Origin of the sequence: [Clostridium] hylemonae DSM 15053 (genome assembly GCF_008281175.1) — a bacterium.
Taxonomy (GTDB): Bacteria; Bacillota; Clostridia; order Lachnospirales; family Lachnospiraceae; genus Extibacter; species Extibacter hylemonae.
Genome location: NZ_CP036524.1, coordinates 964523 through 987339, shown reverse-complemented (window position 1 = coordinate 987339; position 22817 = coordinate 964523). Strand labels below are relative to the sequence as shown.

At 50.6% G+C, this 22817-nt stretch carries 14 protein-coding genes, 3 tRNA genes and 3 rRNA genes; 4 read left to right on the top strand and 16 right to left on the bottom strand.

The features are described 5' to 3' along the window. Positions 1-87: 87 nt before the first annotated feature. The 5 genes from LAJLEIBI_RS04630 to LAJLEIBI_RS04610 all read right to left on the bottom strand — a co-directional run bounded on the left by LAJLEIBI_RS04630 (position 88) and on the right by LAJLEIBI_RS04610 (position 7147). Positions 88-2358, bottom strand: coding sequence for a xanthine dehydrogenase family protein molybdopterin-binding subunit (locus LAJLEIBI_RS04630; RefSeq protein WP_006441239.1), 2271 nt, complete (start codon positions 2356-2358; stop codon positions 88-90). Then, positions 2349-2819, bottom strand: a complete 471-nt coding sequence (locus LAJLEIBI_RS04625) for a (2Fe-2S)-binding protein (protein ID WP_006441238.1) — start codon at positions 2817-2819, stop codon at positions 2349-2351. The genes LAJLEIBI_RS04630 and LAJLEIBI_RS04625 overlap by 10 nt, the downstream gene beginning before the upstream one ends. Further along, positions 2816-3625, bottom strand: a complete 810-nt coding sequence (locus LAJLEIBI_RS04620) for an FAD binding domain-containing protein (protein ID WP_006441237.1) — start codon at positions 3623-3625, stop codon at positions 2816-2818. The genes LAJLEIBI_RS04625 and LAJLEIBI_RS04620 overlap by 4 nt, the downstream gene beginning before the upstream one ends. Before the next feature lie 104 nt (positions 3626-3729). After that, complete coding sequence (locus LAJLEIBI_RS04615; protein ID WP_416390386.1) at positions 3730-6270, bottom strand: diguanylate cyclase domain-containing protein; 2541 nt, start codon at positions 6268-6270, stop codon at positions 3730-3732. Between the two features lie 220 nt (positions 6271-6490). Continuing rightward, entirely contained in the window at positions 6491-7147 is a 657-nt protein-coding gene (locus tag LAJLEIBI_RS04610) for an ECF transporter S component (RefSeq protein ID WP_006441235.1), read from the bottom strand. A gap of 225 nt (positions 7148-7372) precedes the next feature. Here LAJLEIBI_RS04610 and coaBC point away from each other — a divergent pair, with 225 nt between their 5' ends. Beyond that, positions 7373-8569 (top strand): bifunctional phosphopantothenoylcysteine decarboxylase/phosphopantothenate--cysteine ligase CoaBC, encoded by a 1197-nt coding sequence (gene coaBC, locus LAJLEIBI_RS04605; protein WP_006441234.1) that lies wholly within the window; start codon positions 7373-7375, stop codon positions 8567-8569. Positions 8570-8644: 75 nt separating this feature from the next. Here the strand turns inward: coaBC and LAJLEIBI_RS04600 are convergent, their stop codons facing one another. Continuing rightward, positions 8645-9340 carry a helix-turn-helix domain-containing protein gene (locus tag LAJLEIBI_RS04600; RefSeq protein WP_040434478.1) on the bottom strand — a complete coding sequence of 232 codons (696 nt, stop codon included), beginning with the start codon at positions 9338-9340 and terminating at the stop codon, positions 8645-8647. Positions 9341-9651: 311 nt separating this feature from the next. On the opposite strand from LAJLEIBI_RS04600, the gene LAJLEIBI_RS04595 reads away from it, so the two are divergent. Genes LAJLEIBI_RS04595 through LAJLEIBI_RS04585 form a run of 3 tightly spaced genes read left to right on the top strand, consistent with a single transcriptional unit; the run spans position 9652 to position 13533 of the window. Beyond that, positions 9652-11094 (top strand): amidase family protein, encoded by a 1443-nt coding sequence (locus LAJLEIBI_RS04595; RefSeq protein ID WP_006441231.1) that lies wholly within the window; start codon positions 9652-9654, stop codon positions 11092-11094. A gap of 33 nt (positions 11095-11127) precedes the next feature. Next, positions 11128-12414 (top strand): cytosine permease, encoded by a 1287-nt coding sequence (locus tag LAJLEIBI_RS04590; RefSeq protein WP_006441230.1) that lies wholly within the window; start codon positions 11128-11130, stop codon positions 12412-12414. 18 nt (positions 12415-12432) lie between these two features. Further along, positions 12433-13533 carry a DUF917 domain-containing protein gene (locus LAJLEIBI_RS04585; RefSeq protein ID WP_006441229.1) on the top strand — a complete coding sequence of 367 codons (1101 nt, stop codon included), beginning with the start codon at positions 12433-12435 and terminating at the stop codon, positions 13531-13533. 126 nt (positions 13534-13659) lie between these two features. Here LAJLEIBI_RS04585 and LAJLEIBI_RS04580 read toward each other — a convergent pair whose 3' ends face one another. The 10 genes from LAJLEIBI_RS04580 to LAJLEIBI_RS04535 all read right to left on the bottom strand — a co-directional run bounded on the left by LAJLEIBI_RS04580 (position 13660) and on the right by LAJLEIBI_RS04535 (position 22663). Further along, entirely contained in the window at positions 13660-14379 is a 720-nt protein-coding gene (locus tag LAJLEIBI_RS04580; protein ID WP_006441228.1) for a LytR/AlgR family response regulator transcription factor, read from the bottom strand. Between the two features lie 189 nt (positions 14380-14568). Then, entirely contained in the window at positions 14569-15963 is a 1395-nt protein-coding gene (locus tag LAJLEIBI_RS04575; protein WP_050765437.1) for a DUF6612 family protein, read from the bottom strand. 25 nt (positions 15964-15988) lie between these two features. Continuing rightward, entirely contained in the window at positions 15989-16219 is a 231-nt protein-coding gene (locus tag LAJLEIBI_RS04570; protein ID WP_006441226.1) for a hypothetical protein, read from the bottom strand. Between the two features lie 24 nt (positions 16220-16243). Continuing rightward, complete coding sequence (locus LAJLEIBI_RS04565) at positions 16244-16756, bottom strand: ferritin (protein WP_006441225.1); 513 nt, start codon at positions 16754-16756, stop codon at positions 16244-16246. Positions 16757-17011: 255 nt separating this feature from the next. Next, a 23S ribosomal RNA gene (locus LAJLEIBI_RS04560) occupies positions 17012-19902 on the bottom strand. Between the two features lie 372 nt (positions 19903-20274). Then, a tRNA-Ala gene (locus tag LAJLEIBI_RS04555) sits at positions 20275-20347 on the bottom strand. A 31-nt stretch (positions 20348-20378) separates the two neighbouring features. Further along, a tRNA-Ile gene (locus tag LAJLEIBI_RS04550) sits at positions 20379-20452 on the bottom strand. A gap of 51 nt (positions 20453-20503) precedes the next feature. After that, a 5S ribosomal RNA gene (gene rrf / locus LAJLEIBI_RS04545) occupies positions 20504-20621 on the bottom strand. 90 nt (positions 20622-20711) lie between these two features. Further along, positions 20712-22254, bottom strand: a 16S ribosomal RNA gene (locus LAJLEIBI_RS04540). Together the 16S, 23S and 5S rRNA genes with 3 tRNA genes alongside form the textbook arrangement of a ribosomal RNA operon. Positions 22255-22573: 319 nt before the next feature. Further along, positions 22574-22663, bottom strand: a tRNA-Ser gene (locus LAJLEIBI_RS04535). Positions 22664-22817: the final 154 nt, after the last annotated feature.

Genomic DNA, 22817 nt, shown 5'->3' with positions numbered 1-22817 from the left:
GGCGGAACCCAAAATTATCAGATAATAGCAAGAATTTCGAAAGGGGTCTGACCCCTTTCATATGAGGGGGTCTGACCCCTTTCAAAATTAATGCATTCCCCAGTATATTTTCTCTGCCGTTATGGGCAGTTCCCGTATCCGGACTCCCACCGCGTTATACACCGCGTTGGCGATGGCCGGCGATGGTGTGTTGATCACGATCTCACCGATGGATTTTGCCCCGAACGGACCGGTCGGCTCGTAGCTGCTCTCAAACTCTACCCGTATGTTTCCCACATCCAGGCGGGTCGGTATCTTATACTGCATGAAGGAATTACTGTAATTCTTTCCCTGGCTTCCATAGACGACTTCCTCATAGAGCGCCATGCCGATCCCCTGTGCCAGCCCGCCCTCTGTCTGTACGCGGGCAAGCGCCGGGTTCACCACAGTACCGCAGTCTACCACAGCCACATAGTCAAGCAGTTCTACCTGTCCGGTCTCTTTGTCTACTTCCACCTCGGCGATCCCGGCCATAAACGGCGGAGGGGACACAGGGGAGGAAAACGCCTCGCTGGCGTACAGTGCATTCTGGTTGCTGCACATTACACGGTTGCCTATGTCGGCACGCGAGATCATCTCACCGGTCTTCAGATCGATCACGTTCTCTCCGTCAAATTCCGTATCGTCCGCGTCGCAGCCGAGATACTGCGCACCTTTCTCCCGTATGAGGTCTCTCAGCGTCTCGCACGTGCGCACGACAGCCATGCCGGTCACATAGGTCGTACTGGACGCGTAGGAGCCGGTGTCATAAGGGGAGGCGTCAGTATCCACGCCGTGAACGATGATCTCCTCCATGCTGCAGTCGAGACATTCTGCTGCCATCTGCGCGAGGATCGTATCACAGCCGGTCCCCATATCGGTGGCGCCGATCATAAGGCTGTAGAATCCGTCGTCATTTACTTTGATGCCGACAGAGGCCGTATCGACGCCTGATATGCCGGATCCCTGCATGGCAAGCGCAGCGCCGACACCTCGCACCTTCCCGTTCCCCATGTCACGGCGCGGGTATTTCCCGTCCCAGCCGATCATCTCCTTCGCCCGCTCAAGACAGCGGTCCAGCGCGCAGCTTTCCGCCTTTTCACCATAGTACGCGGGCATGACCTGCCCTTCCCTCACCATGTTCTTCTCCCTGAGCGCAGCCGGGTCCTCGCCCATCTTTGCCGCCAGCTCATCCACCGCGGACTCGACCGCAAAGATTCCCTGTGTGGCGCCGTACCCTCTGTATGCCCCGGCGGACATCACATTCGTATATACTACGTCATAGGCAAATCGGAACGCCTCCGCCTTTCCGTAAAGCGGAATGGATTTATGCCCGGACAGCCCTACCGTAGTCGGCCCGTGTTCGCCGTAGGCCCCTGTATTGGAGAGTGTATAGACGTCGATTGCTTTAATGAACCCGTCCTTATCCGCTCCGATCCGCACACGGACTTCCATCTCATGCCGCGGGGAAGAGGCGGTGAGCGATTCTTCCCTCGTAAATATCATCTTGGACGGTTTTCCAGTCACCCACGTCACAAGCGCCGGGTACACTTCCGAGACAACGGTCTGTTTCGCCCCGAACCCGCCGCCGATCCTAGGCTTGATGACGCGTATCCTGGACTTCGGTATATCAAGGGCATTGGCCAGAATTCTTCTTACATGGAACGGGATCTGCGTAGAGGAGACTACGTTCAGCCTCCCGTAGGCATCGATATAAGTATACGTGCGGAACGTCTCCATCATGGACTGCTGATTGGCCTGTGTATGGTAAGTCTGGTCCACGACATATTCACATCCGTCCAGCACACTGTCCACATCTCCATCCGCGCACACATCACTGGCGCAGAGATTCCTCTTATTGTCCGCGCCCACCGGGCAGAGGCTTTTCCAGTTATCCTCCGGATGTACGAGAATGCCATTGTCCTTTGCCGTCCTGAAATCAAGCACAGGCTCCAGCACTTCATACTTTACCTTGATAAGCCTGAGCGCCTTGTCTACGGCATCCTTCGTACAGCCTGCCACTATAGCCACAGCGTCACCTGCGAACCGCACCCTTCTGTCAAGAATGAGCCGGTCGTACGGGCTTGGTTCGGGATATGTCTGCCCCGCCATTGTAAAACGCTTGTCCGGACAGTCCTCATAAGTAAGAATACACTCGATCCCCGGAACTTTACCTGCCTTTTCCAGATCGATCTCTTTGATAAGCGCGTGGGCGTGGGGACTTCTCAGCACCTTCACGATGAGGCATTCCTTCGGGGCCAGGTCATCGGTATACACAGCCTTGCCGGTGACAAGCGCCTTATGATCTACTTTCCGCACAGATTGGTTCACTACACGCATGCCCGTCCCTCCTCTCTCGCTTTCAGATACTTCTGTATTGCCCGCAGCTGACCCATATAACCGGTGCAGCGGCACAGATTGCCGGACAGGTATTCCTTTATCTCATCGATGGAAGGATCGCTGAGCTCCCTCACCATCGCAAGCACATTCATAATAAAACCGGGAGAACAGTATCCGCACTGCTCCGCCCCTTCCGCGGCCAGAAACGCCCCAAACTCCTCCGCTTCTTTCCCAACGCCTTCCAGCGTGGTGATCTTACGTCCTTCCACAGACGCAGCCAGCACCGAACAGGAAAGTCTTGAAACACCGTCGATCCAGACCGTACAAAGCCCGCAGTTTGTCGTCTCACATCCGCATTTCACACTGCTGCATCCAAGCTCTCTCAACACGTCCAGAAGAATGGCATCCGGCCGGATATCCGCTTCCGCCTCTTTTCCATTTAACGTAAACTGTACTATCATTCCTTTTCATCCTCCGTTACAATCGATGTGACCGCCCGCCGGATCAAAATCTCGGCCAACTGTCTGCGGTATTGTGCACTTCCTCTCATGTTGCTCCCATAGGAAAACTGCGCGGCCGCCTCTTTTGCGTACGCCGCTATCTGCTCCTCGGACGTGCCGCCGGATATCTTCCATGCCTTTTCGAGCAGTGACGCCCGCATCGGCCTTGCCCCTACCGAGACATACCAGTATTCTTCCCCGTGCAGAAGTCCCGTCACCACGGCGCACGAAAGCACGGGAAAATCAGTGGCCGTCCTGCGCACGGACGCATAGCGCAGCTTCCGCTCACGCTTTCGGATGATAACGGACACTAAAATGTCGTTGTCCGGCCTGTGGCTTACAAATTCTGAGAGCCGTATCGTCCCGCCGTTATACAGCTCCACAAATGTGTCGAGCGCCAGCAGGCACGTGAGGACATCCGAGAAACCATATCTCCCGTAAATGCTCCCTCCCACCGTGGCCTGATTGCGGAACTGAACTCCTACTATGTGGCGCAGCGCCTCCGCGACGGCGCCGCCGTACATCTCCCTGATACCTTCATGCTGCTCCAGCGTACGCAGCGTACACATGGCGCCTATCTTAAATACGTGGTCTGTCTCTTCTATCTCGTCCAGTCCGAGTCCGGATAAATCGATTATCGTCTGTACTCTTGCATTTGTGAGCCGCATCCACATCATACCGCCCATGACACGGCTGTTCCGCGCCTGATTCAGCTCATACGCTTCTTTCAGCGATTTTGCCTTAACATATTGGTTTACCGAAAACAAAGTATATCTCCTTTCACTTATGTATGTTTACCGCGTTAAAAAAGGTGCAAATGAGTCTAGTCATTCACACCTTGTAAGTCAATATTTTATCATATATGACTCTTTCATGCAATGGGAAATTCTTCTGCCTTGACCGGCTTTCCGAAATAATACCCCTGTATCAGCTCAAGGCCGCTGCCGCTTACCATACGGTATTCTTCCTCCGTCTCAACCCCCTCCAGGCAGACCGTTTTGCCCACCTTGTGGCACAATTCTGTTATGGCCCGGATGAAGGACATGTTAAACGCATCAGAGGTGATGCCCGCTGTAAATTCCCGGTCGATCTTCACAATATTGGCCGGTATCGTCTTAAGCGACTTCAAAGATGAATAGCCGCTTCCAAAATCGTCCATGGCGATCAGCAGCCCCTGGTCTTTCAGGCTTTCCATACAATCCTTTACAAGCTTATCTTCTTTCGCCAGATAAGATTCCGTCAGTTCCAGCGTCACGGCCTGCGGCTTCAGTCCTGTCTCAGAGAGGACCGACTCGACAAAGCCCACAACATCATCCTGTATGACCTGCACATAAGACAAGTTGATACTGATATTAAAATCAGGACAGCGCTTCCTCCATTCACGGCACTGGAGCACCGCCTGCCTGAACACCCATCTGCCGAACTCGACGATCAGACCGCTTTTTTCCAGAAGCGGAATAAATTCAACCGGTGATATATTTCCATAATCGGGACAGTTCCACCTGGCCAGCGCCTCTGCCCCGTACAGTCTGCCCGTGGCCGATTCCACCTGTGGCTGGTAATAGACGTCAAATCCCGCAAAGCCTCTCCCGACACACTCTCTCAAAAGTTCCGTCAGCTTGAGTCTCCGCGTCCTCTCGAAAATAATATCCCGCGTAAAGACAGTGAGCCGGTTTTTCCCCTGCCGCTTAGATTCTTCCAGCGCATAGTCCGAATATTTTATCAGATCGAGATAATTATCCGCATCTTCCGGGTACACTGCATAACCTGCGGAGACGGTGCAGTGGTACTTCCGTCCGTTCCACTCCTTCTGCCGCTCAAGCTCTTCTTGTATATCCGTGTAAAGCTTATCGTACGCTTTCTTCTCCCCGTTCAGCAGCACTATGCCGAACTCATCTCCGTCCAGTCTGTAAGCCGAGGCATTTTCCGGCAGCACAGACCGGATCTTCTCAGCCGTCATGCGAAGGATCTCGTCCCCGAATGAACGGTTGTACAGGTCATTGATATCCTTGAACGTATCCATGTCCAGTATCATGATTCCCACATGACTCACCGTCCTGCTGACAAGATGTTTCTTTACGGCTCCCTCGAACTTAAACCTGTTGTAAAGCCCGGTCATATGGTCTATCTGTTCTCTCCTGCCGAGATTGGTGATAAAACCGGCAAAAAGCTCCGGCATCCCCTGGACATCTCTTACCATTTTCCCCCTGCAGCGCAGCCATATCCACTCTCCGCGCACATTGCGGGCCCGGTATTCTATATTGTGGTACTCCGTCCTTCCGTCCGCGATCTCCTGATTACTCTCCAGAAATCTGCTTTCGTCATGAGGGTGTATCAATTCCCCCCAGAAGGCCGCCGCATTTTCCAATACCGGCCCCGGAAGGCCGAATTCCCTTACCATGGCGGGCGGATACATAAAGACTCCCGTCTTCATGTTGCCTACAAATATATAATCATCTGTGCTCGCTGTCAACGCCGTGTACAGATGGTCCTTGTCATACTGAAATACGGTATCTCTGCCATAATCTATGTCCCGCAGCCTCTGTTTTGCCTGCTCTATATGATACCGCCGCTTTTGTATGTACATCTGGCTGTCTGCCTTCGCAATGATCTGCGTGACAGTATAGCTGTCTTCCGGATAGACTTCCATCAGACCATAGCTGAAGCCCATCCGGTAGGATAGTCCGTACTGCTTTTCCATCTCTTTCAGCCCGTCCTGTATCCTGTGCATGTTTGCGTCCGCTTCTTCACTGCTTTCGGCATAAAAGGCCACTACGAACTCATCTCCGCTCAGCCGTAAGGCAAGGTCTTTCTCCCTCAGCACTTCCCGGACCGCCGTTGCCGCGTAACGCAGGAACCGGTCTCCTTCCAGATGACCGAATCGATCGTTTACCGACTTCAGCTCATTGATATCAAACAATGCGACGACCGTCGTCTTTTTTTCTTTCTTCGCCTGTTCCAGAAGCTGGCGCAGTTTCTCTTTCCCGGCCCTTCTGTTCCATAACTCCGTCAGCTCATCAATGTTGGCTGTATCCGAAAATGTCATGCGGTTCGTGATATCCATAGAATTCTGTATATGGTACGTCTTCCCCCCAAGCTCGATCAGACTGTCGTAGTTTCTGTAAACACGGCCGGAGAGCACGTTCTTTTCATCCCATATACACAGCTTTCTGTCCTTCTCACCGAGAAGTTCGCCGATCCTGCAGAAACCGCATCTTGCCTTCATGTCCTTCTGCAGCACCTGCCAGCACGGATGCCCTTCCGGATGTTCCAGCCCAAATGTTTCCTTCATTACATCATTCATATAGATGATCTCGTCCGTCTCTGCATCTGTCACAAAAATATTAGTGTATAAACGGTTCAGAATATTTCTCATCAATTCATTTGCAAATATATTATCAGCAGCCATAATTTTCCCTCTTCTAAACTCTTCGGTATGCTGATTATATTGTAAGCCCTCCGCGTCTTTAATACAAGTCGAAACCGCTCTCAATGTCCGGGGAGACGCCTCAGAGCGGCCGCGTGTTCCGGCAGAAAAAGAAAGCCGTGTACCATCTTGATCTGATACACGGCTTAACGCTTTTCTATTGCTATTTTCTATCTTTTAAAACGTCCCGCTCTGTCACACTGCACTACCGGACTGCCTGCGCGCTGATCGTCCCGAAGTTCATTTTCTTCGTCACCTGTATCAGCACCTTTCCAAGCGCCAGCACAAGTATCGCAGCCGCAGCCGCCTCCGGAATGCCCGACGCGGTGACTGTCCCCATGATAAGCCCCCACACGGCCGTGATCCCGACCTGCTTTGCATCCGCATACTGCTGGGCAAATAATACATATATACTGCCCATAACTGTCACCGTATTCACAAGAGAGCCGATAAATCCAACGATAGGCAGCGCGATCAGCTGATTGACTTTCAGTCTGGTCAGCAAGATCCAGAGCCATCCTGCCGCAACGCCAATGAGGATACGGCATCCTACAGAGATCCATACCGCCTTTGCCGCCCCTGCCAGACCAGTGGTGCTCATAAACGGGGAAAACGCAAACGACAGCAGTGTCGGCGCCATCGTATTGCTCACCAGAGAGCAGATCCCAAACACACCGCCTAACACCGCGCCTGCTCCGGGCCCGAGTAAAACAGCTCCGATTATTACCGGAATGTGCACAGTTGTCGCCTTAATAATCGGAAGCTGGATCATGCCGAGCGGTGTATTCGCCAGCACGATGACAATAGCCGCCATAAGTGCAACACTGACCATCCAACGAGTGTCATGTTTTCTTTCTTTCATTATTCAATTCCTCCTTGTTATCATTCTCCTCTGAGGGAGATACAATACAATTACAGTATGATTATAGCATTGCCGGTACTTTGTCAGCAAGTATTAAATTCCATACATCCGTACCGCCCTCTCCCGTGTGTCCCTTGCATTTTTCAGCCACATTTGTTACTGTAAAGATAAGAGATCGACAGTAATGACAGATGAAAATAACGCACGTACAGAAAGGATCATATTATGCTGTTAAAAGGAAAAACTATACTGCTCGGCGTCTCCGGAGGGATCGCCGCATATAAAAGCGCCTGCCTTGCAAGCCGGCTCGTGAAATCAGGCGCAGAGGTGCACGTACTCATGACAGAACATGCCCGGAATTTCATCAACCCCGTCACATTTGAAACGCTGACCGGCAACAAGTGTATCACAGACACATTTGACCGGAACTTTGAGTTCAATGTAGAGCATGTAGCGCTGGCCAAAAAAGCGGATTCTGTCATCATCGCGCCCGCCACGGCAAACGTCATCGCCAGGCTTGCCCACGGACTTGCAGATGACATGCTTACAACGACTGTCCTCGCCTGCCAGTGTCCAAAGATCATAGCTCCTGCCATGAACACACGCATGTATGAGAACCCGGTGACGCAGGAGAACCTGAAGCTGCTTGAGAAATTCGGGATGGAAGTCATATCTCCCGCCAGCGGGCGGCTCGCCTGCGGAGATACCGGAAGCGGAAAAATGCCGGAACCTGATATACTGCTTCAGTATGTGCTCAAAAGCTGTGCGCTTCCGAAAGACATGGCAGGACTTAAAGTCCTCGTCACGGCCGGGCCCACCCAGGAAGCAATAGACCCGGTGAGATTCATCACAAACCATTCTTCCGGCAGGATGGGCTACAGTATTGCCAGAATGTGCATGCTCCGCGGAGCGGATGTTACGCTCGTCTCCGGACAGACTGCGCTGGATCCGCCATTGTTCGTAAATACCATACCGGTCATCTCCGCCATGGATATGTTCCATGCAGTGACTTCCAACAGCCAGGATAAGGACATCATCATAAAGGCTGCGGCTGTGGCCGACTACCGGCCCGCCCACGTAAGCGATGAAAAAGTAAAGAAAGCGGACAGTGAGATGTCCCTTGCCCTGGAGCGCACCGACGATATACTGAAATACCTCGGAGAGCACAAGGTCCCGGGCCAGTTTCTCTGTGGCTTCTCCATGGAGACGGAGCATATGATCGAAAATTCCCGGAAGAAACTGATAAACAAACATCTGGACATGATCGTGGCAAACAACCTGAAAGAAGAGGGGGCCGGTTTTGCCGGCAACACAAATGTAGTCACCTTTATAACGCCGGATACCCAGACAGAGCTGGGTGTCATGGACAAAGAGGATGTAGCCATGTGTCTTCTGGACGAGATCCTCAAGCGGATCCGCTGAAGCTGCGAATACCTTTATGATCATGAAAGGAGCTGTGCGCCCCGGCTGAATATCAAAGCCGGGGCGCACAGCTCCTTAATCTTCGCTCCGAAGCAGGAACTTGTCATGCTTTTTAAAATAATTTAATTCCGCGTTAGTCACGGTGAGAAGCTTCCTCAGCGTCTCCCTGTCTTCCATGGACGTCTCTGAAATGACTGCCTTCATACAGATAGGCGTAACCCCCTCAAAGGTAAGGCCCACCCAGAAGCCGGCCAGATAGCCGTTCCAGTTTATATACGGCAGACTGGCGGTAAAATACATCTGGTCCAGGGGATTTTGGTAATTCGTTACCATAAATGAAAAGGTCGTGTCTGTGCCGCATCCCTTCCCGATATACACAAGACAGGATTTGTTCCGTTTATCCGGGAGTCCCCCGTAATAAAGCGTCACCTGACATTCCCCGTCCTTTTCCGCGAGGCTCAGATAGGACTCCGCGATCTCCCGGTTTCCGCTCCCCTTAAATATATAAAAGTACAGGATCGAGGAGGAGAAAGGCATGTGTCCGTGTACCCCTGTCTCCTTACGCGTATCGTCGATCAGACAATAAACCGGAATACGAAAGACATCGGCAAAATCATACAATGTCCCGATGTCCATAACAATTGTTCCGTTCTCATATTTGGAGATGGTGGCCTTACTCTTGTTCATCTTCGCGGCCAGCATTTCCAGTGTCATTTTCTCCTGTTTCCGATAAAATCGTATACGTTCTCCTACCTGTTTCACTCTGTCCATCGCCATCGCCCCCTCACACCGGCAGTCTCTGAGATATCGTGCACTATCCATTTTCCACAGTATAATGCACATATAAGTTAAAATCAACACAAAGTTTCGCCAGAATATATTTTTTGCAGTTTTTCAAAATGCAAGACTTATTGCTGTATTCAGTCTGCCCGTAGTGTTTCTTGAAAAGAAATTTTATAATGCAACTATTTCTTTTCATGATACATGTCCTCGTTTGACTTTTCATTTGTTATATAATAATAATATAACTAAATAAATATATTCTATTTTGTATCTGACAGAACGCTTACAGGAGGGAAAAAATGGATGTGACAAAAGAGAGCATTTCCTGTCAGCAGGAACAGATGAGCCGTGGAAATCTGAGTTCAAAGGAACTGACGGCAGCGTATCTGAAGCGTATTCAGCAGTATGACCAGAACGGACCAAAGATCAACGCTGTAGCCGAATTAAATCCGGACGCCATCTTTACGGCGGAAGCCCTCGACCGGGAACGTATGCTGCGGGGGCCCAGAGGACCGCTCCACGGAATCCCGGTCCTGTTAAAAGATAATATCAGTACAGGAGACAAAATGCATACAACGGCAGGCTCCGAGGCGCTGGCCGATAATTTTGCCAGAAAGGACGCCCCCCTTGTGAAGCAGCTTAGGAAGGCAGGCGCCGTGATCCTCGGCAAAGCGAACCTTTCGGAATTCGCCCGGTATATCGCCCAGGAATTTCCGGACGGGTACTCCTCCCGCTGCGGTCAGGTGAAGAATCCCTATGACGCTTCCTTTCCGGTCTCCGGCTCCAGTTCCGGGTCCGCCGCTGCGGCTGCAGGCTGCTTCTGCAGCGCGGCCGTCGGGACAGAGACCGCGGGCTCCATCACCTATCCCTCCATATTCAGCGGAATCTGCGGCCTAAAACCGACCGTCGGACTCGTAAGCCGCTCCGGCATCATCCCGATCTGCGGCCAGGACACGGCGGGTCCCATGGCGCGGACCGTCACAGACTGTGCAATATTGCTCAGCGCAATGACGACAGGGCCGGACGCGGACGACGCCGCAACCGGGTGCACAGAACATCTGATACCGAAAGATTACACCGTGTTTTTAAAACCGGAAGATTTCCGCGGCATGCGGATCGGCGTCAACCGGGTCCGCTGTGATAAGGAATCGTTTCCCGAAGACAGTGACGACATGTTTGAGAAGGAACTGCTGCTTATGCAGCAGGCAGGCGCAGAGCTTGTAGACTGCGACATTGCGTTTACGGGAATGGATAGCGGTATCTTAGGACAGGCAACTATGCTGTATGAATTTAAAACAGCGCTCAACTTTTATCTCTCTCGCTACGCGGCCGGACAATGCCGTTCCCTTGCCGACATCATCGCGTACAATCAGCGCCATGCAAAGACCGCGCTGAGGTATGGACAGGATCTGCTGCTTCTGGCGCAGGAACAGACGACGGGACGTCTCGTGGAGAGCAGCTACTGGAGTCAGAAATTCCGGGCCATAGAAGAAGGACAGGCCGCGCTCGACACCTGTCTGAGCCAATATGAACTGGATGTGATAACGAGTCCCTGTTATTCCAACCTGCCGGCAATTACAGGTTATCCTTCCATAACGGTCCCCATGGGATTGTCACGAAGCGGCGTTCCGGCCGGCATATCCTTTTACGCGGGCGCGTTCCAGGAAGGAAAGATTCTGACGGCGGCCTACGGATACGAACAAGTGTCTAAGCGGCGGATCCCGCCTGCTTTTGATAGATGAAGCTTTATAATACAAAGACAGGAGGTTTTAGCAATGAACAGTGAACAAGAAAAAAACTCTTTATTCGAGGAAGATGCTTTCAAACCTGTACCGCCCGGAGAACGCCACGGCTGGTGGAAAACATCTTTTATCTGGGCCGGAAGCTCTATCTGTGTACCGACGATCATGGTAGGAGCCCTGATGATCAAAGGTCTTTCCTTTATGGAAATGATCCTCGCCGTGATCATCGGCACCGTACTTTTATCGATCGTATTCTGCCTGCAGGGCATGGAGGGAACTGACACCGGACTTCCCACCGTCGTACTGGCCCGCTCCGCATTCGGACGGGAAGGGGCCGGCATCATTATTTCTTTTATACTGGCCACGACCCTTATATGCTGGACAGGCAGCGACTGCCAGATCGCGGGAGAGTCCTTTATCCAGATACTGACTTTGAATAACATTCACTGGAACCGGGAGGCCACCATTATCATTCTCGGCATTATCATGCTGACCGTCTCTATTCTCGGAGAGAAGATCATCTCGAAGCTTAACATAATAGCCGTTCCCGCGCTTATTCTGCTCTGTATATACGGCATTGTTACATGTCTGCAGGACATATCCTTTCTGGATCTGGTCAGATCCTCCCCGGTGGAGCCTGTCAGTCTTGCGGAGGGAGTCGCCATGGTATTCGGCATGCAGGCGGTCGGCAGTACGATCTCGCCTGATTACCACCGGTTCTGCCGGGACAGGAAAAGCTCCTGTCTTGCCGCTGTCGTAGGTATCATCCCCTATTGTCTCTTCCTCTTTATCGCCGGTTCTATCATGGGGGCGGCGACCGGAGAATCTGACATCTCCATTCTGATCGCCAAGCTGGGCCTGCCGGTCATTGGTCTGCTTATTCTTGTTCTTGCCACGTGGACAACAATGGCCTGCGACGCTTACACCGGCGGCCTGGCGATCACAAGTCTGCTGCATCTGTCCGGAAAGAGGCGTGCGGCCGCAACTGCGATCGCAGGAATCGTAGGTATTTTACTCGCTGTGTTTGGTATCATGAACTATTTTACAAATTTTCTGGATCTGATGGCAGGCTGTATCCCACCGGTAGCAGGTGTCATGATCACCGATTACTGGATCTTAAAGCGCGGTAAGGTGGAAAATTGGGAAGAACGGCCCGGCTTTCACTGGACCGGTATTGTATGTCTCGTCTGCGGAGTGCTGGCGGCGCTGTTTCTCCCATTCGGCTTTGCTACCATAAACGGCATTGTCGTATCCGGCGTACTTTACTATGCGGCAATGAAACTGACGGACCGAAAAGAACCCCGGCGCGATATTGTTTAATTTAAGGAGGAAAAACTTATGTCACGTATACTACATAAACAGGATTTTATTGAAATGTGTCACGGAGCCGTGCTCAGAAGCGACGGGGGAGACTACCCCCTGCGCTGTGCGCTTGAGGAGATCGAACGGATCGACAGGGAAAAGCCAATTGAGATCGAACTGGTCGACGTAGATGAGATGGACGAAGATCTCTATGCCGTAACAGTAGGAAAACTGGGCCCTGTCTCTACAGACGCAGCGGTCTGCCACGACTCCAGAGATGGTATGATCGCGCTGCGTAAAATGCAGGAACTGATGGAGGCAAAGGGAAAAAAGATAGGATATCTGTATACGCTGGAACACGACTGTATCCAGCTGCCCTATTTTCTTAAGGTTGCCTCGCAGGCAGGCCTGCCTCTTTTAAATGCAGACTCGTGCGGCCGGTCGGTCCCGACGCTCAGCAATATATTAACGTGTGTGTACAGACATCCGGTCAGTCCACTTGTATACGCATCCATTTACGGGGAAAGCGTGGTCATCGAGACACCGGATCCGTGTGATACTGCCGCGATGGAGCTGATCGGAAGAAGCATTGTGGTCGCCTACAATAACATTCTGATCGCGTACTGCCTCCCGCCGCTTGATAAAGCAGGCTGCAGGGAATGTCTGGTGGCCGGTTCGGCAGCAAGCCTGCAGGAGACGGGAAAAGCACTGCTGCGGGCGAAGGAAGACCGGACAGATCCTGTGGAGGAGGTGCTGAAAGTAATTGACGGTAAATTCTTATGTAAGGGAAAGATTTCGGAAAAGGAATGGGTGTGCCGGGACGGATTCGATTTCGGCAGAACGACTGTGGACACCGGAGAAGGGACATACACACTCCTAGTCCAGAATGAAAATCTGGCGCTCCGGGAGGATTCCACCGGAAAATTACTCTTGACCGCCCCCGATTCTATCGGTATGATCCATCTGGAACGGGGAGAAGGCATCACAAACGATGAACTGGAAATCGGCATGGAGCTTGCCATTATCGGCATCAAAGCCGCGGAACCGTGGTACCGTATTCCCGAGGGATTCTCCTGCTGGGACGATGTATTTCGCAACATCGGTCTTGACAACGTGGAACACGTACCATTTGATTAAGAAATGATCCTTCCGGACAGTGAGGAACAGACAGCATGGAGCTGCCACATAAAGCAGAGAAACAACTCTGCCAATGCAGCAGCTCCATTGTGTATGACCGCCTGTGATCCGGATACATTGCGGGCATCATTCTCTTCCGTTCACGATCTCAAATCTCCTGTCCTCCCATGCGCGGCGGATCTGTTCCGCTTCCCCCCTTCGGATGGGCAGCAGCACATCATCCCGCATGGCGACCTTGCTCCGCTGTACCGCAAGAACATGGTCCAGATTGATGACATATCTGCGGTGGCAGTGCAGGAACCGCTTGTCATCAAGCTTCTCAACGATTCCCAGAAGAGAAGTGTACGGAGTATGTGTACCGGTACGTGTATGCACGATACAGTTCCGGTTGTTTCCTTCTACGTAATAGATTTCTGAATAAGGGATCTGCTCGGTATGCCGGGCAACCGTAAGTTCCAGCTTTCTTTCCGTACCCTCCAGCATCTTGAGCGCGCGTGAAAATGCCTCTTCCATATCTCTCTGTTCAATAGGTTTAACTAGATAATGCGCCGCCCATACGCTGTAGCTCTGGGCCAGGTAGTCCTTTGTGACGGTAGTGAATACTACCGGTGAATAGTTGCCTGCTCTCCTGAGCTTCAGCGCAGCATCCATACCGGAAAGCCCCGGCAGAAGTATGTCCAGAAAGAACATGGAGAAGAAAGTTTTCTCCGCAGCCTTCAGAAGTTCCTCTGCAGTTTCAAATATTTCAACCTCAGCATTAACATCCCTGAGTTCCATGGCCGTTCTTATCTGTTCACAAAGCAGCTCCCGCTCCTTTACATTATCTTCACAGACTGCTATCTTCATGTTCTCCTCCTTTACAAAGATTCATTTACAGCATTTTATTTTCCATTCACACTATAACACAAGGCGGAGAAATATACAATAAGGTGCAAAACTACTAATCAACATGCAGTGAACCGCAACGGTTTCAAAAAGGTCCTGTGCACTCCTCCTGCACAGGACCTTTTTAACATTCAGCGTACCGTTCTCTCTCTATTCATGCCGTATGAGTGTCATCTGACTCACAGTTTTCTCTTTGGCATCCACTATTATCTGGCATCTGTTCTCGTAACTTCCATCGTCATACCATGAATAGTCACTGCTGCTCTCACCCTTGTATTCATCATCCGTCTCACCGTATTTACTGAGTACCTTTGCCTCATCATCTCCTATCTGAATACCGCCCGGGAATATGACCGACAGCTCTCCGGCTTCAACCGAATATTTATCTGCCTGTATGCCTCCTATAAGACACTCGCTCACTTTGCAGGCGCTGTCTGTCTGATTGACCATGTCAACCATAATGGAATTACCGTTATTATCTTCAAAGAAGGCGAGTTCGTATTCACCTGCATTGACAATGTAATCCTCCGGGGTATTAACTGTGTCCATAGACAGACCGGCCGCCTCCAGATCTTCTATTTTACACGGAAGTGTCAGTACCTTGTCGTTCACCTGTACCGTATAGCTGTTCCATTCGTCTTTCAGCTCCTTGCTCTGCCCGGCCGGACTGCTCTCCTTTTTCCCGTTCCCTTTCTCTTTACTGCCGGTATTGTCATCAAAGTCCGGTGAGCTGCCTCCTGCCGCTTCCCTGGCCTCTTTCGGCACCTTTATTTTTTCCACTTCATCGTATCCGAGATAGTTGATCTCAACATAATAGTCCTTAACTTCGAGCTTGTCATACGCATCTGCATAGATCTCTTCGGCTACCTTTTTGAGATCAACGTGTATTCTGGCCGGAAGGACCTTGTCCTTATAAATGTCGATCGTACAAGGTATCGTCTTCTTACCGAGTTCTTCTTCGTCGATCATACTGCCTGACGGGTCGAAGGAATTCAGCATGCCTTCCCCGATCACCGCATTCAGCACCTTCCCCTTTACCTTTCCCTCCAGTTCAAAACAATCCTTGCCGTTCACCTCAACGAGCTTATCTTTCTTTTCAAATGACGCATGGGCTTTTGAGATCGCTTTGAATACATTTTCATCCAGTGCGTTATCTACATTATCGCTGCCTGTCCTAGACCATTCTCCTCTCGCGTACGTATATGCCGCCAGTTCATCATCCTCCTCTACAGCGTACACTTCCACGTCCGTGCTCATATCGGAACCATCTGCCTTGAAGCTCAGACTTCCTTTCATATGTGTCGCCGCCGGCTTTCTCGTCGAATCAATGTCCATGTCCATGACAATGCCTGCTGTCTTAGAATCCACCGACATCTCGGCTGTAACATTCATATTGGCTGACACAGACTTGATCTCTTTTATATTCTTGTTGACATCTGCCAGCAGATTCTCAGGCGTTGCCTTTTTCCCGCACCCCGCCGCGGCCAGAACTACTGTTAGAATAAGTGACACCAATAACCCAAATACTAATAATTTTCTTTTCATAATTTTTCCCTCCTCAGTATATCTTTTAAGCCAGCACATATCTGTCGTCTTCCACGATCACTTTTGCGGCGGCGTTGTCCGGCAGATTCCAGACAGCTTCCCGTACCTTCCAGCTTATCAGATAGTTACAGATATTATACCATATATGTAAGAGATTGGCAGTTCCTTTATTGCAGTATAAAAAACCGTCAGACTGTTTTGGCCTGACGGTTATGTTCTGTATTTGACTGTTCCGAAGGACGCTGTGATCCGTCAATCAGTAAGCACACGTTCCGGCCGCTTACAGTACGAGAGACGGCGCCGTGTAAGTTCTTGTTCCAAGTTCACTGTCCAGCATATAGAGGCTCTTTGCGTCCTCCCCGAACAGCTCAAACCTTTTGATCAGATCCTCAGCGCTTTTTTCTTCCTCTCCCTGTTCTTTCACAAACCAGTCCAAAAACTGCATTGTACGGAAGTCCTTAACGGAATACGCGGCATCATAAATGTTGTGGATCAGACTTGTCACATATCGTTCATGCTTCAGCCCTTCTTCCAGTACACCCTTTGCATCGCCAAGCGGTATATCCGGCTTGTCTACCGTCTGTAAAACTACTTTTTCTCCGTTATTCTGAAGATACTGGATCATCAGCATCGCATGGTCTCTCTCTTCCTGCGTCTGTACCTTATACCAGTTTCCAAATCCTTCAAGTCCCATATCAAAATAAAAATTAGAAAACTCAAGATACAGATATGCAGAATAAAACTCCTTATTTATCTGATCATTGATCAGCTCAACTACTTTTTTATCTAACATATATGCTCCTCCTTTACTGTTGCTCTGTTTCTATTATACATTCTCTGATTTTTCATTTCAACTGTATATTATGTGCAGTGTCCTTTTCCGGGTTCTCAAATAATAAAAAAACAATGCTATCAGCATTGTTCTTCCACGATATTAGTATGTACCTTCAAAACTGCATACAAGAAATAAATATTACATCCATTACCTATCCACCTTCTCGCTTCGAGATGCGCCTCCGTCATTCCTGACTCCGCGCTCTCTTCGCTCTTGGTCATGCCCTCGACCGATTAGTAGCAGTCAGCTCCATACATTGCTGCACTTCCACCTCTGCCCTATCTACCTCGTCGTCTTCAAGGGGTCTTACTGCTTGCGCAGGGATATCTCATCTTGAGGGGGGCTTCACGCTTAGATGCCTTCAGCGTTTATCCCGTCCCGGCTTGGCTACTCTGCCATGCTCTTGGTAGAACAACAGATACACCAGCGGCCAGTCCATCCCGGTCCTCTCGTACTAAGGACAGCTCCTCTCAAATATCCTACGCCCACGCCGGATAGGGACCGAACTGTCTCACGACGTTCTGAACCCAGCTCGCGTACCGCTTTAATGGGCGAACAGCCCAACCCTTGGGACCTACTTCAGCCCCAGGATGCGATGAGCCGACATCGAGGTGCCAAACCACTCCGTCGATGTGAACTCTTGGGAGTGATAAGCCTGTTATCCCCAGGGTAGCTTTTATCCGTTGAGCGATGGCAATCCCACTTTATACCACCGGATCACTAAGTCCTACTTTCGTACCTGCTCCACCCGTCGGTGTCGCAGTCAAGCCCTCTTTTGCCTTTGCACTCTGCGAATGGTTTCCGACCATTCTGAGAGGACCTTTGAGCGCCTCCGATACCCTTTCGGAGGCGACCGCCCCAGTCAAACTCCCCACCTGACATTGTCCCCCAGCCGGTTCACGGCTGATGGTTAGAAATCCAATACTGCAAGGGTGGTATCCCAACAGCGGCTCTGTGACGACTGGCGTCATCACTTCTTCGCCTCCCACCTATCCTGTACATGCAATACCGAATCCCAGTATCAAGCTGGAGTAAAGCTCCATGGGGTCTTTCCGTCCTGGCGCAGGTAACCAGCATCTTCACTGGTATTTCAATTTCACCGGGTGCATTGTTGAGACAGTGCCCAAATCATTACGCCTTTCGTGCGGGTCGGAACTTACCCGACAAGGAATTTCGCTACCTTAGGACCGTTATAGTTACGGCCGCCGTTTACTGGGGCTTAAGTTCAAAGCTTCGCTTGCGCTAACCTCTCCCCTTAACCTTCCAGCACCGGGCAGGCGTCAGCCCATATACTTCACCTTTCGGTTTTGCATAGACCTGTGTTTTTGCTAAACAGTTGCTTGGGCCAATTCTCTGCGGCCAGATCTCTCTGGCACTCCTTCTCCCGAAGTTACGGAGTCATTTTGCCGAGTTCCTTAACAATGCTTCTCCCGTCGGCCTTAGGATTCTCTCCTCATCCACCTGTGTCGGTTTACGGTACGGGCACGATATAAACGATAGCGGCTTTTCTTGACGCATGGCTCACATACTTCCCTACTTTAAGTTCGGTACGCGTCACGGATTTGGTTTGCACACCGGATTTGCCTGATGTACGCCTACCCCGCTTGCGCCGGTCTTTCCATTCCCGGCTTATGCTTTCCACACGTGTCCCCACAGTTCTGTTATATCGTGGTACAGGAATCTCAACCTGTTGTCCATCGGCTACGTCTTTCGACCTCGCCTTAGGCCCCGACTTACCCAGAGCAGATCAGCTTTACTCTGGAAACCTTAGATATTCGGCCGGAAGGATTCCCACCTTCCTCTCGCTACTCATTCCGGCATTCTCTCTTCGATGCAGTCCACAGCTCCTTACGGTACTGCTTCTTCCCGCATCCAATGCTCCTCTACCGATGTACTTCGTACATCCCTGAGCTTCGGTAGTGTGTTTCAGCCCCGGACATTTTCGGCGCAGGACCTCTCGACTAGTGAGCTATTACGCACTCTTTGAATGTATGGCTGCTTCTGAGCCAACATCCTAGTTGTCTTTGAAATCCCACATCCTTTTCCACTTAACACACATTTTGGGACCTTAGCTGCAGGTCTGGGCTCTTTCCCTTTCGACTACCCAACTTATCTCGTGCAGTCTGACTCCCATACATCATCTACGCGGCATTCGGAGTTTGATATTCTTCGGTAAGCTTTGACGCCCCCTAGGAAATTCAGTGCTCTACCTCCGCAAGACTTGTATGAGGCTAGCCCTAAAGCTATTTCGAGGAGAACCAGCTATCTCCGGGTTCGATTGGAATTTCTCCCCTATCCACACCTCATCCCCACCCTTTTCAACGGATGTGGGTTCGGTCCTCCATTGCCTTTTACGGCAACTTCAACCTGGACATGGATAGATCACCCGGTTTCGGGTCTACTCTGACTGACTCATTCGCCCTATTAAGACTTGGTTTCCCTTCGGCTCCAGACCTTCAGTCTTTAACCTTGCCAGCCAGCGTAACTCGCCGGACCGTTCTACAAAAAGTACGCGGTTCACCGCATAAGGGTGTTCCACAGCTTGTAAACATATGGTTTTAGGTTCTCTTTCACTCCCCTCCCGGGGTCCTTTTCACCTTTCCTTCACAGTACTATGCGCTATCGGTCACTAAGGAGTATTTAGCCTTACGGGGTGGTCCCCGCGCGTTCCCACAAGGTTTCTCGTGTCTCGTGGTACTCTGGATACCGCCATGTCAGTCAGACTTTCGCTTACGGGGCTTTCACCCTCTCTGGCCGGCTTTCCCAAAACCGTTCTGCTACTCTTCCTGAATCAATTGTGCGGTCCGAACCCCAGGGTGCACGCACCCTGGTTTGGGCTCTTCCGTTTTCGCTCGCCGCTACTTGCGGAATCACATGTTGTTTTCTCTTCCTCCGGCTACTTAGATGTTTCAGTTCACCGGGTTCCCTTCCTTACGTTATGGATTGGCGTAAGGATAGCTGAGGTTTCCTCAGCTGGGTTTCCCCATTCAGAGATCTCCGGATCAAAGGATATTTGCTCCTCCCCGAAGCTTTTCGCAGCTTATCACGTCTTTCATCGGCTCTTAGTGCCAAGGCATCCACCATATGCTCTTTTTAGCATGACCAACGTGCTGAATAGCTCAGAAAGCAGCCCAGATGTATGATAATGGCCGTGGAATGCTCGCATTCCTAAGGACATTTTCATGCAGATGGTGATATTTGCGAAGCAAACATCACTGAGGGAACTTTGTTCCCGAGGGGCTTTCGTCCACCTTCCAGCTACACATATCTAGCGTGATATGCGTTGGTTTCTTAGGTTTGTTTTTTTGATTCGTTGTCTCGAATATAAATAATGTTTTCTCACCGGACGTAACGTCCAGCAAGTCTTTCATTACCTCGGATGTCTTGATTAAATAAGATATTTAATCTTTATTTCTTTGTATGCAATTTTCAAGGTACATGCTTGATGCGCGGCATGTGACGCCGTGGGCATCAAATGGAGAATACGAGATTCGAACTCGTGACCTCCTGCTTGCAAGGCAGGCGCTCTCCCAACTGAGCTAATCCCCCGTCTGGTCTTTGTTCTTTTTTAAAACTTAAGTGGGCTTAAGTGGACTCGAACCACCGACCTCACGCTTATCAGGCGTGCGCTCTAACCGGCTGAGCTATAAGCCCGTTCTCTGGTCTTTTATCTAAAAAAGGCTTCCGCCTCTTTTTCTTTTTTAAAGCTGGCAGCCACCTGCTCTCCCACACCGTCTCCAGTGCAGTACCATCGGCCGCCTGAGCCTTAACCATCGTGTTCGGGATGGGTACGGGTGTTTCCCCCAGGCGCATCGCCACCAGCAGTCCTTTTTAAACTTTTGAAGGCTTAAAAAAGCTCTTTTCCTTGATAACTAAACAATAAACAACAACCCCTACTTCTTCTTTTCCTTAGAAAGGAGGTGATCCAGCCGCACCTTCCGATACGGCTACCTTGTTACGACTTCACCCCAGTTATCGGTCCCACCTTCGACGGCTCCTTCCTTTCGGTTAGGTCACCGGCTTCGGGCGTTACTGACTCCCATGGTGTGACGGGCGGTGTGTACAAGACCCGGGAACGTATTCACCGCGACATTCTGATTCGCGATTACTAGCGATTCCAGCTTCATGTAGTCGAGTTGCAGACTACAATCCGAACTGAGACGTTATTTTTGGGATTTGCTTGCCTTCACAGGGTCGCTTCCCTTTGTTTACGCCATTGTAGCACGTGTGTAGCCCTGGTCATAAGGGGCATGATGATTTGACGTCATCCCCACCTTCCTCCAGGTTATCCCTGGCAGTCTCTCTAGAGTGCCCACCTCAAATGCTGGCTACTAAAGATAAGGGTTGCGCTCGTTGCGGGACTTAACCCAACATCTCACGACACGAGCTGACGACAACCATGCACCACCTGTCACCGGTGTTCCGAAGAAAGAGTACGTTACATACTTTGTCACCGGGATGTCAAGATCAGGTAAGGTTCTTCGCGTTGCTTCGAATTAAACCACATGCTCCACCGCTTGTGCGGGTCCCCGTCAATTCCTTTGAGTTTCATTCTTGCGAACGTACTCCCCAGGTGGATTACTTATTGCGTTGGCTGCGGCACCGAAAAGCTTTGCTTCCCGACACCTAGTAATCATCGTTTACGGCGTGGACTACCAGGGTATCTAATCCTGTTTGCTCCCCACGCTTTCGAGCCTCAACGTCAGTCATCGTCCAGCAAGCCGCCTTCGCCACTGGTGTTCCTCCTAATATCTACGCATTTCACCGCTACACTAGGAATTCCACTTGCCTCTCCGACACTCTAGCCTGACAGTTTCCAAAGCAGTCCCGGGGTTGAGCCCCGGGCTTTCACTTCAGACTTGCCATGCCGTCTACGCTCCCTTTACACCCAGTAAATCCGGATAACGCTTGCCCCCTACGTATTACCGCGGCTGCTGGCACGTAGTTAGCCGGGGCTTCTTAGTCAGGTACCGTCATCTTCTTCCCTGCTGATAGAAGTTTACATACCGAAATACTTCATCCTTCACGCGGCGTCGCTGCATCAGGGTTTCCCCCATTGTGCAATATTCCCCACTGCTGCCTCCCGTAGGAGTTTGGGCCGTGTCTCAGTCCCAATGTGGCCGGTCACCCTCTCAGGTCGGCTACTGATCGTCGGCTTGGTAGGCCGTTACCCTACCAACTACCTAATCAGACGCGGGCCCATCTTACACCACCGGAGTTTTTACCCCTCTACCATGCGGTACTGAGGTCTTATGCGGTATTAGCAGCCATTTCTAGCTGTTATCCCCCTGTGTAAGGCAGGTTGCCCACGCGTTACTCACCCGTCCGCCACTCAGTCAATACAAAGTTCTGATCTTAGCAAGCTAATCTCTTCACACAGTATTGCTTCGTTCGACTTGCATGTGTTAAGCACGCCGCCAGCGTTCATCCTGAGCCAGGATCAAACTCTCGTTAAAAGTGTTTAATCGCGGTCAGGATTAACTACTAGCTAATCCTATCCCGTTATTACTGTTTTTAGGTTGACATCTTTTTTTGATGTCCGTTCTGAATTTTTCTCTTTTAAGAAATTTTCAGGGTTGTTGTCTATTGTTTAATTATCAAGGTTCTTGATTGCCTGTCCCGTTTGGGTCAGCCCAAACATAATATCATTTATCTTGTGTTTATGTCAAGTAATTTTTTAAGATTTTTTCGAGTTATTTTTACTCTTTTTTCTTTCTTACTATATCTATGATTTTTCCAAATCAAAAACACAAGAATATGTGAACGGCAACCTAACGGAGAAGGAGGGATTTGAACCCTCGCGCCGCTATTAACGACCTACTCCCTTTCCAGGGGAGCCCCTTCGGCCAGCTTGGGTACTTCTCCAAAAGTGTCCGTAAAATAATATACACGAATTTCTTATTCTTGTCCAGTATTTTTTCTCTTTTTTTCAAATTTTCTGCACATCTTTGCAAAATGCCTGTTATTCCGCAAAAAGCAGCATTGACTGCCCGCCTTCGCGGAAGTCAATGCTGCCTTT